The following is a 14,434-nucleotide window of genomic DNA, read 5'->3' on the forward strand; positions in this document are numbered from 1 at the left end:
GAGTGCCTCCTGCGACATGAGCAGGTCTGCATGAAATGCCCGCCGACGGAACGAGCCCGGCAAGCGTTAGCGCAGACCGGTTGCCACCTGTGGCAAACTTATACGGACGACCTCTGGTTGTCCATAAGTGCGCCCTTCATAAAAAAGCAATGAAGGGAATGGAAACTCCACTCCCTCCGGCATTACACTTCCTCCGTATTTGCAACTGGCTCTTTCTGCATTGCCTTTGAGAAGAATTTCCCATTTGCTTCCTGCCTTTTTAAGAAGCCGACCAGCTTCGGAATATCTTCTTCCTCAATCGCAGAACCAATCACTGATTCCACCGCACCGCCAATCTGACAGAGCCTGTGGGTTCGTTTTTTTGTTTCCACATCTTTCTGACGTTTCTTCAGTTCCCGTTTCTGTGCTGCGTACTGTTTCGCTTTTTCAAGGCTTTCCTGTTCTCTTTTTTCCAACTGGAGCAGACGCTCCTCATAACTCTTTGTTGATCTTGCCATAAATATCATCGTCCTTTCTTTTTTTCCAAACATAAGTTTCCTGTTGTCTGTCAGACGAAGTACATGGTATAATCTGCTTGCGTGTAGGTATATCATGGCTTCGGTCTGATAAAACCTTTGGCGGTTTCTTCGGGAACCGCCTTTTTAAGTGGAACCGTTTCTTGTGACGGCTTTCACATTTCCTTTATCCCTTAAGTCCCTGCCCTCATTGGCTTCCATGAAAAGTTCCAGCATATCCGTTTTAATCAGGACTTTCCTCCCGACCTTTAATACCGGAAGTTTCTTCCACTCCACCAGTTTTCTCAGGGTGTTCCTGCCGATTCCCGTATAATCCGCAGCTTCCTCAATAGATAAGGCAATCTTTCTTTGCGTCATGTGACCACCTCCTTATAAATTGCATTATGCAATTTCTTTTGTGCTGTCAGTATAGCGTGTTTATATCATCTTGTCAAGCATTACGAAATTATATTGTTTATTGTTTAATTGCATATTGCAATATTGTTTGTTATGTGGTATAGTAATGACATACCGAAAAAGGAGGCACATCAGCATGAAAGATAAAGAATTACGCAAGCTGATCGGTAGCAGGGCAAAACAGCGCCGTACAGAATTGAATCTGACACAGCCTTATATCGCTGAAAAGATGGGTGTGACTGCATCTACGATTCAGAGATATGAAGCCGGAACGATTGACAATACAAAGAAAATGGTGCTGGAAGGTCTTTCAGAAGCTCTCCATGTATCTGTGGAATGGCTCAGAGGGGAAACGGACGAATATGAAACCGACATTACGGATAAAAGAGAATTACAGATTCGTGATGCCATGACGGATATTCTCAAACAGTTACCTCTTGACCTTACGAAAACAGAAGATGCTTTTTCCAAAGACCTACTGCTGTTAATGTTGAAACAATATGAACTGTTTTTGGATTCGTTCCAGTTCGCCTGCAAGAATTACAAAGGCAATACCAAAGAAGCGGACATTGCAAAAGTAATGGGGTTTGAATCGAATGATGAATATAACGAGATCATGTTTCTCAGGGAGATCACCCATACTGTCAACGCATTGAATGACATGGCAGATATTGTAAGGCTCTATTCCAAGAAACCGGAAACAGCAGAACAACGGCTTGCAAATCTTTTATCCGAAGTTATGTACGAGGATTCTGAATCGGTATAGTAAGATAATCGGAGTTATGATATACTTACACGCAAGAAGCATTTCAGCAGTTCCGATTGTCTGATATCGAAAGGAGACATACGATTATGGCAAAAGGATCTGTTAGAAAGAAAGGAAAGAAATGGTACTACCGCTTCTATGTAGAGGACGCAAGCGGCAAAATGGTTCAGAAAGAATATGCCGGAACCGAAAGCAAAAGTGAGACAGAAAAACTTCTCCGCAAGGCACTGGAAGATTACGAAGATAAGAAATTTGTTGCAAAAGCAGATAACCTTACCGTAGGTGAACTTCTGGACATGTGGGCAGAAGAAGAACTGAAAACCGGAACACTCAGTAATGGCACAGTGGAAAATTATCTCAGTGCAATCCGTTGCACTAAGAAACACCCGATTGCAGACCGTAAACTGAAAACAGTTACTGCCGAACATTTACAGGCATTTCTTGATCTGCTTACATTCGGTGGCGAATTTCCAGACGGAAAAGTGAGAAAAGGATACAGTAAAGATTATATCCATTCTTTTTCCGCAGTGTTGCAGCAGTCATTCCGTTTTGCAGTATTTCCAAAACAGTTAATCAGTTTCAATCCGATGCAGTATATTAAGCTGAAAAAACAGGCAGAGGAAGTTGACCTCTTTTCCGATGATGAAGTCGAAGATGGCACACAGCCGATTTCACATGAGGATTATGAGCGACTTATCAAGTATCTGGAAAAGAAAAATCCACCTGCGATCCTGCCGATTCAGATTGCATATTATGCAGGACTTCGCATCGGTGAAACCTGTGGTCTTACATGGCAGGACATCAACCTTGAAGATCAATGCCTGACCATTAAAAGAAGTATCCGTTACGACGGTGCAAAGCATAAAAATGTGATTGGAACGACCAAGCGAAAGAAAGTAAGGATTGTTGATTTTGGAGATACGCTGACTGAAATATTGAAAGCAGCAAGACGGGAACAACTGAAAAGCCGGATGCAGTACGGGGAACTTTACCACCGCAACTACTACAAAGAGGTGCATGTGAAAAACAGGGTGTATTATGAATACTATCACCTTGACGGAACACAGGAAGTCCCGGCAGATTATAAAGAAATATCCTTTGTCTGCCTCAGACCGGATGGCAGTCTGGAACTGCCGAGTACACTCGGCATTGCTTGCAGGTCAGTATCAAAAAAGCTGGAAGGATTTGAAGATTTTCACTTTCACCAGTTACGACATACCTACACCAGCAACCTGCTCTCGAATGGAGCTGCTCCGAAAGATGTACAGGAACTGTTAGGACATTCCGATGTCAGTACCACAATGAACATTTACGCTCACTCAACAAGAAAAGCAAAGCGGGATTCCGCAAGACTTCTTGATAAAGTAGCGAGCAACGCTTAAATAAAAATTTCCCTTATTTCCCTTGCGGATTCCTCACAAGGGTAAAAATAAGGGAAAATACATATCATTTCACTATCTAAGGGGCTAAAAAGCCTGTAAAATAAGGAAAACTCAGGAAATCTCTCCACAAATTCCGATTTCTCAGCTTCAAAAATTGGAATTGTCATATTTTACTTATCAATACCACGATTCCGGCTACCACAAGTGCCACAAGCATGTATACCACTGTAGCCGCTCCTCGTTTTATCAGTACTGTCTTCCAGGACTTAACATAAGAAACATCTTCCATACCTTCTATATGCCAGATTTTGCTGTGCCCTACCCATAATCTGTCAATCACAATCCCATCAAACCAGTTCATAATTACAAGAAAAAGAAAGGATTGAAAATATGCTGTTTTAAAATCCGTAACATGATTCCAAATGGAAATAATCAGAATCAGAGCTACAAATATGATGACACAAAACGGAATCATAAACCACTTTGATTTTTTCATAACCGTTTCTTTATTGGCAATTCCGCGTTTTTCTGCTTCTTCTATATATTCTTTTGGATAAAAGTATAAGCAATTAAGCCCATCGTTCTTTACTGCACATTTTATCAGCATAACATACAATAAACAATACAATACGTTCTGTAACAACAATAACATGATTCATTCCTCCTACAAATACCGATTTCTCAATCTCAAAAATTGGAAGTTGCGCGTTTCTACAAGCGATGCGGAATGTGAATGCATCGCATAGATAAACTGGAATTTTCAAATTAGTCTTTGCAAATAACCTTTGAACCTTCACCATCAATTACAATTCCCTGACGGTTGTTAATTGGGCATAGATTCAAATCCGAAAACTCAGTCATTATTTTCTCGGTAACTTTCTTAAATGGTGCTGTAAGATAATGCGGAAGAACATAGAAATCAATCAAATCAAGCCCTGCATCATCTTCTTGGGAGTAGTCCTCCGGCTTTTCATCCATTTGCTCGATATATTGGATGCTTGGAGCGCATATAATCGCACCTGCCGATTCACCAATCATCAGTTTTTCCTTTGCCAATTCTTTCTTCAACAGCTCATCCGTTCCCGTTTTACGGAGCTGGTCTATAAGGAAAAAAGAATTTCCGCCGGTAAAATATATCACATCCGCATCTTCAAAAACAGACTGTATCGTTGAATAAGCCTCCGTTGAAATATCAATTTCAGTTACGATTGCTCCCAACTTTTTGAATAATTTTCGAGCCGAGCCGACATAACCGGTGTAGCCTTCACGCAGCGAAGCTGTTGGAATAAATGCGACTTTTTTATTTTCAATTTCTTCCTTTATCAGACTTCCTACACTTGAAAAGTGCGAACATAAAAATAGGTTCATCAATATTCTCCTTTATAAATTGCGATTTGTATTTTGCTTAATATTACGATTCATTATATCATATTTCCTTCCCCACTACCACAATTCTCCAATCGTCCCCTTTCCCATTATCACATGTAGACAACATCAACGTATGCTCCCCATATTTAGGCTTTTCCCCTATATTCCACAAGCCATGCTCCAGCACCTTTTCCACAAACTCATCATAGTCCTTCTCATCCCTTGCCATTACAAACTTCCAATATTCAAATTCCCTTATGTTTACACTCATAACAGCAAACACTTCATATTCTCTTTTTTGATTTGTTGTAAAATATATTTTTTTATGTTTGTCAAAAAACTTCTTCTCCTTATACTGTTCCAGTGCTCCAAACATTTTTCCACCGTTTATGTTATGACCATAGATAATTATATTATCAGATTTCTTTAAGTCACAGTAAGGACTTAAGTATGGTGTTCCATAAAAGCTATAGTTCTTATTAAAGTCATGGCTTAAGTAATAATCCGGATTATCCCCTTGTCTGCATTACAGGATAACTTATTGTTGTTTCAGGCACTTCCAAATATCCAATGCATTCCTTGTTTTCTCCCTTAAGTTTTCCCACGTTTATTGACTTGTCCTTTGCTCTCACGCATGCAAAACATCCAAGTGCCATTAATAATGAGATAAGTGAAATCATCATACCTGCAGTCTTTCCCTTTATTCCTGTCTGTGGTGTATCTGGTACTTCAGGTATTCTTTCATCAACCACTGTAAGCTTCTGAAGCTTTCCTGTGTCTTTTATCCTGATTTTCTTATCCTTTGCAACCTTGTAATGCTTTGGTGCGCTTACTTCCTTAAAGGTATATGTTTCTCCTGCCTTTAAAATTCCTTCAATGAGTTCAGCATTCTTGCCGGTTGTAAATTCATGAACCTTTCTGCCCTTGCTGTCATACACCTTGTACTTTGCACCGCAAAGCTGCTTCTTTGTGTCTGATGCAGTCTTGTTAAACTGAACCTTTATTGTGTCATCCATCATGCTTACCTTCTAGACCTTGCCATTATCTGCCACGGTAAACTCAACGCTTGCTGCAGTTGCATAACCGTCTCTTGGTTGTTTTTCTGTTAAAACATATGTCTTACCAACGGCATACTTTCCTTCAATCACATGGCTTTCTTCCGTTGAAACCCATTCATCCATTACAACTCCTGTATCCTTATCAGTTACCTGCATGTGACATCCTGAAAGTTCCCTTCCGTTTGTAATGTCCTTCTTTGAAAATTCAACCTTTGTTGTGTCATCATACATTACCACATTATTGTCTGGTAGCTCATTTGATATTCCCTTGTTCTTGATTATCACCCTCGTCTTTCCATTTGCACTATCGCTTTCAATGATCTCAAATGTAATGTCATCTGCAGTTACAAAACCATCAGATGGTCTTGTTTCAGTCAATGTGTATTCCCTGTTCTTTAGAAGTCCATATATTCAAATCTTTTATTGACTTAATGAATATCACTCCATTAACGGCTTCTTTACGATTAAAAATCTTTAACATAAATATTTCCTTCTTTCATAAGTATTTCGACTAACAAATGTGCACGTTTCTTAATCACAATATAACTGTACTTGATTTTTTTTACTTTTTATGTGGTTACTTACGTATTTACTACGTATCATATGCGTAGCCTAAACACCTTGAATTATGTTATATAAGAATTTTTTAATTATTTCTCGTTCTTCCTTTTTTACCTTAATCGATAAATTATTCTCCCTTTGTCCTAAAATCACATAGTCTAGCGAAACATTTAGTTTTTCAGCTATTTCTACAAAAGTATCTATACTCGTACTATGTGCCCCGGATTCAATACCACTATAAGTTCTTACCGAAATACCTATATCATCTGCAAGGCTTTCCTGCGTATATTCCTTCTGTTTTCTTAGTTCTTTAATCCTTCTGCTGCTTTCTTTTACATTGTAAATCATATGTTTTCTCTCTTTTCTGATTTATACCAGATAAATTTTTATTATTTGCTACAAAAATATTCTTCATAAATTTTATATTAATATTCGTACATTTTCTTCCTAACCAAATTGGGAAAACAAAGTTTATTTTCTTAATTGCATATAGACTTTATTTTTTTATTTAAATTTTATTTTTGAATACAACATGCTTTTTAATATTTAAACAACCAATAAATAGAAATCAATTTGTAAAAGATATAAGATGTATATTACTAAATTTAATTTACAAAGGAGATTTATTATTATGAACAATTTACAGACACACATTGAAGAATATTTAAAATATTGTGAAATTCAAAAAAGACTAGATGCAAAAACACTAAAGGCTTATAAAATAGATTTAACACAATTTATGAGAGAAATTAATACTGAAAATTTTATCGATATTACACCTTCTATGCTTGAGAATTTCATAGCTAATCTACACAGAAAATATAAACCTAAAACCGTCAAGCGCAAAATTGCATCTATCAAAGCCTTATTTCATTATTTCGAATATCGTGATTTAATCGAGAAAAATCCATTCAACAAACTTCAGATTAAATTTAGAGAAGCAATAACATTACCTAAAATAATTCCCTTGAACTATATCGAAGCAATTTTATCTACTATATATGATTACAAAGGTTCTGCAAAAACTAAATTTCAGCAAAAAAATGCCTTACGTGATGTGGCTGTCATTGAGCTCCTCTTTGCTACTGGTATGAGAATATCTGAACTTTGCTCTCTTGGTATTAATGACATTAACTTAGATAACGGAACAATTTTAATTTTTGGAAAAGGCTCTAAAGAACGAATGTTACAAATAGGAAATGTCGAAGTTATTAATATTTTAAAAGAATATCACGCAGATTTTTTGCGTGAACGTGAAAACTGTGGGCATTTTTTTGCCAATCAATCTGGCAATCCACTCTCAGACCAAACTGTTCGAAGAATGATAAATAAGTATACTGAACTTGCATCAATAAATCTACACATAACACCACATATGTTTCGCCATACATTTGCCACCAGTCTTTTAGAGGCAGATGTAGATATTAGATACATTCAGAAAATGCTTGGACATAGCTCTATTAATATAACGGAAATATATACACATGTTGCAACGGCAAGGCAACGAGATATATTGAGTACAAAACATCCAAGAAATAGATTTTTCCTATAGCAGAAAAATGTAGCAAACCTCTCTAAGAGATATTGCTGCATTTTTTTATTTATGTGACCCATTTTTATGTACTCATTTTTTCATTATTTGCCGTACAGCTCTCTCCCATACCTGATTTACCTTTTCCATCCGCTACCACCTCAACTTTTATAAAAAACTCTTCATTCTTGCCACAGTTAGCAACTTCACTTTTTATTCTCTCTGCTAATTCTTTTTGAAAATCTTCCATGACTATCTGACCTCTCTTTCCGGGGTTGATATTACTCCACGGTCAACGTCATCAAGGCTCTTGTTTATCGTGTCTGTTGCAAGTCTTAGTGTTCTCAAATCCTTGTCATAGCAATATACCTGATTTGAAAGGCGGTCATTAATGTCTACCTGGTCCATATTGATTTCATAAACCATTTCTGCCAATTCATCAGGTGAACCAAAATCTGCTGATACGGCAATAACTTCATGGATACTTGATGGCAAAATATACAGGTCACTTTCAATTTTTTCTGCCAATTCGTGTAGTGGCTCCTCATACAACATTGAAGCTGCTCCGAACAATTTACTTTCATTTGTTATAACGTACATTGAACGTTCATCCTGAGTTTCCATCATTACTTCTTTGAATTCTTCCTCCATTTCTCCACTAAGTTCACTGTCACCAAATATGATTTCGCTAATGACTTCGTTCATATTCTTAACTAATATAGGGAATAGTTCCTTTGTGTTTTTGTTTGCTGCATTGTACAAATCATTTTCCGTAAGACCTTCCTTCTTTGCCAAATCATTGTCAACAAGATTTGTATATGTTCCCAAAGAATCATTTCCAAGATTCCATCTATACACAATTGCAAGGTCCTCAAACTCCCTATGGGGAACCGTCTTTAATAACTCTTTGTTCTGCTCGGCATTTATTAAAGTAAAAAACACGTTATCTTTAAGTCTTGATATATCCAAAAGCTCTGCCTTGATTTCATCATTAAATGACTTGATTCCTCTTTCCATTGTTTCAGCTGCAATTCTTATGACCTCTTCATATTTTCCTGTTCTTTCATATTCTTCATAAAGATTATTTACATATATGGTTGGTGTGGCATTTTTTAACCCCGGAATGTCATAGAAATTCAATCCATCAACTTCACGGTTGGTTTTATTAACCTTTCTGATTACAACTCCACAATCCTTGTACTTTTCGTCCATATAATCCTTAATATCATCCTTAATTTTTTCCTTAAATTCTTCGTAATTTAAATTCATGTTCGTCCTCCTAAAAAATCCTTAATTTTAATTTTTGCTCTGTTTCACTCTTATGGTGGAACAACTAAAATGCTTTCACTTTTCATAAGACACCTCCATTTTTGCAATAAAAAATGCCCTATTGAAAAACAGTCAGTTCTTAAACTACTGTTCTCAATAAGGCATTTATTTATTTTTGATTTAAAGTTTTAAGGCCTGTTGCTCTCAAACTTTATGGTTATATTTTACTATTGCGGTGTGTCGATGTCGAATTCTATCGTGGATGGGATTTAGGATAATAAACCATATTGTGGTTTAAATTATTTGGTTGATGTGCAAAAAGGAAAGGTTGGGACACGGGGTCCCAACCTATTTCTACTACAACTGACTTCTTAACCTATGCTATTTTTGGATTTTTTATAATTCTGCTCAACCACTTTTCGTGTATGGAAAGAAGTTCTTTATTGATAATTTTTATCCATTTATTCGTAAATCTCTATTCATCTTCCTCCTCGAATATCCAATATAATTGTGTGGCAGTTCAGTCAATGGCTTCTCGACAACGACTGCCTTGATGTCTGTATGGAATCCACAGGAAAATACCGGATTCCTGTCTTTAATATTCTGGAAGATGAAATCAATGTTGTCATTGCCAATCCCAAATGGGTAAAGGCTGTAAAAGGCAACAAAGATGATACCAAAGATTCTAAATGGATTGGAGACTTGTTCCGTCTTGGGCTTGTCAAAGGCAGTTATATTCCTTGCAAGGCAGTCCGTATTATGAGGGAATACACCCGCTATCGTTACAAGCTCGTTTCCTGTCGTTCAAGTGAAAAGAATAGATATCAGAATGCTCTTACTGTTTGTAATGTTGCATTAGATTCTGTTGTTTCCGATATCTTTGGGAAGTCATCCACGTCCATTATTGACTATCTGCTTGATCAATCGGGGACATCCATTAACCACGAAGAAATCGCATCTAAACTTCTTAGAAACCTCAAATCCAAAGAAGATGCTGTTATAGAATCCGTCGAAGGATATCAGATGACTGATACCCAAAAATACCGTATGCGTCTTGTTCGCGCACACATGGATTATATCACAGCCGAAATCAATGATGTTGATAAAATGATAGAAAATATGATTTCTTCTAATCCTGATTTTGAAAATGCTGTCCGGTTCCTCTGTACCATTCCGGGTGTCAAACGTGATAGTGCAATCACTATCATCTCCGAAATCGGTACGGATATGTCTCAGTTCTCGGGTTCCAAACGTTTATGTTGCTGGGCTGGTTTAACACCTGGCAGCAATGAATCTGCTGGTAAGAAGAAATCTGTCTGGATTACGCGTGCTGGTGTCTACCTCAAGCCTGCATTAGTACAATGTGCTCATGCAGCCGTAAAATCTGACAAATCTCCTTACTACAAAAAGAAATATGAAGCTCTAGTTAAACGTCGTGGCAAGAAAAGAGCCATTATCGCTATTGCCCGTATGATTCTTACTGCCATCTACCAGATGCTGTCTACCGGTGAGGAGTGGAATCCGAGCAATCTTTATAAAATCGATATGCCTGTAGCTCTTGTTGAAAAACAAAAGGCAAAAGCTATCAGACAGGCAAAGAAGCTATTACAACGTGAAGGAACACTTCCACCTGATAAGCCATTAGCTTCTTAATCTATTTTTTTAACTCTATAACACTTCAAAAAAGTTGCCTGCCTTAGACAGCTTATTCAAGTGCGCCAATTTATGGCTTGTTTCTACTTTCTTTCACACTATCTCCCTCTTAATAAACTTATTAGAGGCTACCTTTTCGCAGAATACAAGACATACATGACATGTCCAACTCTTGAAAAGCTAGCCTCTTTAATTACTTTTTAATTATTTAATTTTAAGTTTCTTCTTAAACAACTTAATGGCTTTCTTATTTCCTTTAAGTTTAGTCTTCTTAGACTTAATATTTTTCTTTGCTTTCTTGCTAAATGCATTCTTCTTTACAGTCTTAAGTTTGTCACCTTTGAATGTAATCTTCTTAATCTTGTTATCTCCTATAAATGCCTTAGAACTTATTGTCTTAACTGCTTTTCCAATTACTACTGTTTCAAGTTTTGAGCAGTTCTTAAATGCATTTTTTCCGATAACAGTTACCTTGTTACCTATTGTAAGCTTCTCAAGGGCCTTGCAGCCGGCAAACGCATTGTTACCAATTGTTGTTACATTTAATCTATATCCCTTACAATCTGCTCTGTCCGGAATTGTAACTTTCTTTATTTTATTCTTTTTAGCAGCTACTACACCAATAACCTTTGATTGTCCTACTGTTGCAGTATCAATTGATGTAATCTGGTATATTAAATTTCCTGCCGTATATGTCATTCCAACGTATACGCCGTAGCTATTGGTATGGCTGCTGCCTGTTGCGGGGATCGTTGCGGTTTCAAGAACCTTCTTGCAGACGGTGCATTCCTTATGCTTAGCGCCTTCTGCGGTTTCGGTAGCTGCCGTGTCAATGATCCACTCGCTGGTGCTGTGAGCCGCTTCGTCCTTTTTGTCGTGGCAACGAGAACATTCATGCCAGTGGTTAGTATCATCAGACTTCCATTCTGTGCCTGCGGTATGTCCGGGAGCCGGAATCTTCACACTGGTTTTATCGGTAATTTCTACCGATCCTGTTGCATCTGCGAACCACTTGTCACAGCCATCGCAGGTGTAGTATGCGGAATTGCCCGCAGTAGTGCAGGTGGCAGCTTTCGCAGCAACCAAAGTCAGATTGTGAGTGTGTTCTTCGTTTTTATTTTTGTAATAATATGTAACAACCGTTCCGTCCGAAACAATAGGCTTATTCAAGCCGTCAACCTTTATAAATTCATAATCATAAAGTGTTTTTGCCGGTGTTAAATCAAGCTTTGTGCCGTATGGCACGGTAAATGTTCCGCCGGCAGTGTTTGGAATTTCAGAGCCGTCCTCAAATTTATACTGAATTGAAACGGTTGTGTAGCGCTGTGTTTCCGTATTGTCGTCTGCAAGCACATTTCCGTTTTCATCGAGCACCTGAAATGCCACGGTATCGCCGCTCTTAAGCTGTGCATCAGACGGAATTTGATAAATAAGCGAGCAACTCTTTAAGCCTGAATTAAAGTCGCTTTTGATGTGATCCAAAGCACCGAGCGGCCAGAAATTTGCCTTATCATTCCAAACAGGAATGTCAAAGGTTTGTACTGTTTGAAGCGGATTCCCCGATGAATCGGTCGCAACGCTTCCGTCGGAGTGCTTAATCCACATTTTGAATTTTAATTGTCGTGCATTTTTATCTGAAATGTTTTGAATAACAGTTCTAAGCTCGATTTTTTTACCGTTCATATTAGTATTAAATGTGCTTTTGCTGTTGCCGCTCAAAAGTCGGTCATTGCGATTATATGTGTAATTATAATATGAACTTGTTTCAAGGTCGGTAAAATCAGACGGCTTTGAATAAGCGCCCGTATATTCCTTAACCTCGGGAGTTGCAACATAAAGGTCTACATCCTTAACAAGCTGAGACATTCGCTTGAAGCCCTGCAAACGGCAAACCTCACAGAATTGATAGTTTGTGTCTCTCATTATGCACTCATAACTTGAAACAAGCATTTTTGAGCCGTAAGCATTGCGGCAGGTATATGTGTTTCTAAAACCTAAAAGCTGTCGCCATTTTATCTTTTCCGGGTCTTCAACCGAGGAAAGATTGAGTGATTTAAGTTCCTTATCGTCAAGCAAATATCCGTTACTGTATTCATCACCGAGACCGAGCAAACCGTGTCCAAACTCGTGTGCAAAAGTTTTTGACGCACGATAACTGTCTGATGGCGAAATGAAATAATGGAAGCCGTATTCACGGTTATTATAAGCACCGCCGAAATCTGATTTTGTGTTTACAACCATAGCGAACTGAGCAATATAATCGTGAACATAATAATAAGGCTCATATTCCGAACCGGACGGAATTGTGTTTGGATCACACTTTTTTTTGATATGAGCATCGTGAATTTTCTCGATAAATTCAGGACCGATACATCTCTCAAAAATATGATTTTTCCACTGACTTCCGTGGAGATTATTAGAAATAACAGGCGAATTATATTTGTCGACTATAACATCAAAGAAGGTGCTTCCACCATTGTCAAAAGTCGATTCGGAAGCTGTGCAAAGAGCGTAAACATTGAATCTATCGGCATAACTGCGATACGGTTCATATTTCATAGCGTCCTGCCAAAGTCGTTTGACATCATTGATGAATTTGCCCTGCTGACTTTTTGTGTATCCCTCGCCGCAAACGACAACAACCATATTTTCCGTGTCGCTGCGTGTTTTTTGGATGGTATAAACAGGGATGGTAGGATTAGAATATTTTCCGTCATTTGAATACCACGGGCCGAGGGTGAGCTGAATGCTTTGCTCGGTGCTGACATTCCAATCGGGATTTGCGTCCTCGGCAGGTTCCGAAATTGTATAATCATCCTCTTGCTTATTTGGAGCAGAGCCGATATAAGGACTGCTTTGTGAGCCGCTGCCGGAAGTTATAACAAAATATTCGGAATCGAGATAAAATGCAGGTCTTACGCCCAAATCGGAATACCACGGAGCATAACGACCGACCTGACCCGATGAACTGATATAACGCATATCGTGATTGCAATCGGTAACAGGAGTGCGAAGCCAATAAGGCCAAGCCATACCGTCATTATTATACGCAACATAATAACCTTTGAGATTTTTCCACACGGCATTAGCCTGCTTTACATCAAGAAGAAAAACCTTTTCGGTTGTAGTTTCAAAATATGAACTGTCGTAGTTTGCCACCGCTTCCGAAATATCGGTGTAGTATAACAAATCCGAATTTGCGTCTCCATCAACTATGCCCTTGTTGTATTCGGGATGAGAAACGAGAGAACGCTGGGTAACGGTTTTCATTGCCGCAATTTCAGATTTTGAAAAAGCGTTGAGAAAACCCGCTTTTTCGTTGTACGCTCCCACACCGCTTACATATCCGTCTTTCGGAGGGTTGCCACAAAGCCAATCGACTTTGCCTTCAGCTGCGGTCGAATTTAACCAAGAACGCATATTGCTGTCTTTCCAATAGTTAGAACCGTAATCATCACGCTTATAGCTTCTGCTGTGTGATTTTGAATTGCTGTTGTCATTTGTTTTGGCATCATATGCAAGGGTGTCAACAATTTTGTCTGCAAGCATAAGCGGTCCGTTATTGTCAATGCTTACACATCGCCAAAGAATTGAGGCATTGTTATACGCGCCCATTTTAACATAGTCGCCAACCTTAATATCGGGCTTTGATGCCGCCTGAATGGTCATCGGCAAAACGGAAATTGCCATGCACAATGCCAAGAATATTGCGGTTATTTTTTTCGTCATTAAGGAACCTCCTTTATAAGCTATATATTTGCTTTTATTATATTGTAAGGTGTTATATGGGTCAATGAAAATCCAATTAAATTTTTGTTAATTTTACAGCCGACACATTTAATATTACACGAAGAAGAAAATCTTATTAAATAGGTTCTATACTTTACTTGGGGGTAAGGTATAGTTCCTTTTTTATCTTTTGTGATATTTCTACA

Annotated in this window: 15 protein-coding genes; 4 read left to right on the forward strand and 11 right to left on the reverse strand. The window is 38.1% G+C overall.

Annotated features, from left to right (window positions below; all coding sequences use genetic code 11):
• Window positions 1–182: 182 nt before the first annotated feature.
• Both DWW96_RS11250 and DWW96_RS11255 read right to left on the reverse strand, forming a co-directional pair.
• Entirely contained in the window at window positions 183–497 is a 315-nt protein-coding gene (locus tag DWW96_RS11250; protein WP_009243674.1) for a hypothetical protein, read from the reverse strand.
• Between the two features lie 144 nt (window positions 498–641).
• Window positions 642–872, reverse strand: coding sequence for a helix-turn-helix domain-containing protein (locus tag DWW96_RS11255; RefSeq protein WP_002578307.1), 231 nt, complete (start codon window positions 870–872; stop codon window positions 642–644).
• Between the two features lie 175 nt (window positions 873–1,047).
• Between DWW96_RS11255 and DWW96_RS11260 the strand changes: the two genes are divergently transcribed.
• The gene (locus DWW96_RS11260) at window positions 1,048–1,677 is read left to right on the forward strand and encodes a helix-turn-helix transcriptional regulator (protein WP_004841162.1); all 630 of its coding nucleotides are present in this window, start codon (window positions 1,048–1,050) and stop codon (window positions 1,675–1,677) included.
• A gap of 86 nt (window positions 1,678–1,763) precedes the next feature.
• Entirely contained in the window at window positions 1,764–3,059 is a 1,296-nt protein-coding gene (locus tag DWW96_RS11265; RefSeq protein ID WP_004841158.1) for a tyrosine-type recombinase/integrase, read from the forward strand.
• A 163-nt stretch (window positions 3,060–3,222) separates the two neighbouring features.
• Here the strand turns inward: DWW96_RS11265 and DWW96_RS11270 are convergent, their stop codons facing one another.
• The 6 genes from DWW96_RS11270 to DWW96_RS11290 form a co-directional block, all read right to left on the reverse strand.
• Window positions 3,223–3,711 (reverse strand): hypothetical protein, encoded by a 489-nt coding sequence (locus tag DWW96_RS11270; protein ID WP_117890483.1) that lies wholly within the window; start codon window positions 3,709–3,711, stop codon window positions 3,223–3,225.
• A gap of 113 nt (window positions 3,712–3,824) precedes the next feature.
• The gene (locus DWW96_RS11275; RefSeq protein ID WP_089135587.1) at window positions 3,825–4,427 is read right to left on the reverse strand and encodes a Type 1 glutamine amidotransferase-like domain-containing protein; all 603 of its coding nucleotides are present in this window, start codon (window positions 4,425–4,427) and stop codon (window positions 3,825–3,827) included.
• A gap of 58 nt (window positions 4,428–4,485) precedes the next feature.
• Window positions 4,486–4,803 (reverse strand): class B sortase, encoded by a 318-nt coding sequence (locus DWW96_RS14470; RefSeq protein ID WP_347496360.1) that lies wholly within the window; start codon window positions 4,801–4,803, stop codon window positions 4,486–4,488.
• A gap of 133 nt (window positions 4,804–4,936) precedes the next feature.
• On the reverse strand, window positions 4,937–5,446 hold the full coding sequence (locus DWW96_RS14475) for a prealbumin-like fold domain-containing protein (RefSeq protein ID WP_243003071.1): 510 nt from the start codon (window positions 5,444–5,446) through the stop codon (window positions 4,937–4,939).
• A gap of 9 nt (window positions 5,447–5,455) precedes the next feature.
• The gene (locus DWW96_RS11285) at window positions 5,456–5,863 is read right to left on the reverse strand and encodes a SpaA isopeptide-forming pilin-related protein (RefSeq protein WP_117910484.1); all 408 of its coding nucleotides are present in this window, start codon (window positions 5,861–5,863) and stop codon (window positions 5,456–5,458) included.
• Window positions 5,864–6,097: 234 nt separating this feature from the next.
• A complete protein-coding gene (locus DWW96_RS11290) occupies window positions 6,098–6,394 on the reverse strand; it encodes a helix-turn-helix transcriptional regulator (RefSeq protein WP_117910485.1) in 297 nt (98 codons plus the stop codon).
• Between the two features lie 283 nt (window positions 6,395–6,677).
• Here DWW96_RS11290 and DWW96_RS11295 point away from each other — a divergent pair, with 283 nt between their 5' ends.
• A complete protein-coding gene (locus tag DWW96_RS11295) occupies window positions 6,678–7,598 on the forward strand; it encodes a tyrosine-type recombinase/integrase (RefSeq protein WP_117910486.1) in 921 nt (306 codons plus the stop codon).
• Window positions 7,599–7,662: 64 nt separating this feature from the next.
• Here DWW96_RS11295 and DWW96_RS14085 read toward each other — a convergent pair whose 3' ends face one another.
• Window positions 7,663–7,827, reverse strand: a complete 165-nt coding sequence (locus DWW96_RS14085) for a hypothetical protein (RefSeq protein ID WP_158562699.1) — start codon at window positions 7,825–7,827, stop codon at window positions 7,663–7,665.
• Window positions 7,828–7,829: 2 nt separating this feature from the next.
• Complete coding sequence (locus tag DWW96_RS11300; protein ID WP_117910487.1) at window positions 7,830–8,846, reverse strand: DUF5688 family protein; 1,017 nt, start codon at window positions 8,844–8,846, stop codon at window positions 7,830–7,832.
• Window positions 8,847–9,356: 510 nt separating this feature from the next.
• Between DWW96_RS11300 and DWW96_RS11305 the strand changes: the two genes are divergently transcribed.
• Window positions 9,357–10,499, forward strand: coding sequence for an IS110 family transposase (locus DWW96_RS11305; protein ID WP_347496362.1), 1,143 nt, complete (start codon window positions 9,357–9,359; stop codon window positions 10,497–10,499).
• Window positions 10,500–10,703: 204 nt separating this feature from the next.
• Here the strand turns inward: DWW96_RS11305 and DWW96_RS11310 are convergent, their stop codons facing one another.
• Window positions 10,704–14,114, reverse strand: a complete 3,411-nt coding sequence (locus DWW96_RS11310) for a M64 family metallopeptidase (RefSeq protein WP_243003073.1) — start codon at window positions 14,112–14,114, stop codon at window positions 10,704–10,706.
• Window positions 14,115–14,434 lie beyond the last annotated feature (320 nt).

Source organism: Eubacterium sp. AF17-7 (assembly GCF_003461285.1).
GTDB lineage: Bacteria > Bacillota > Clostridia > Lachnospirales > Lachnospiraceae > Eubacterium_U > Eubacterium_U album.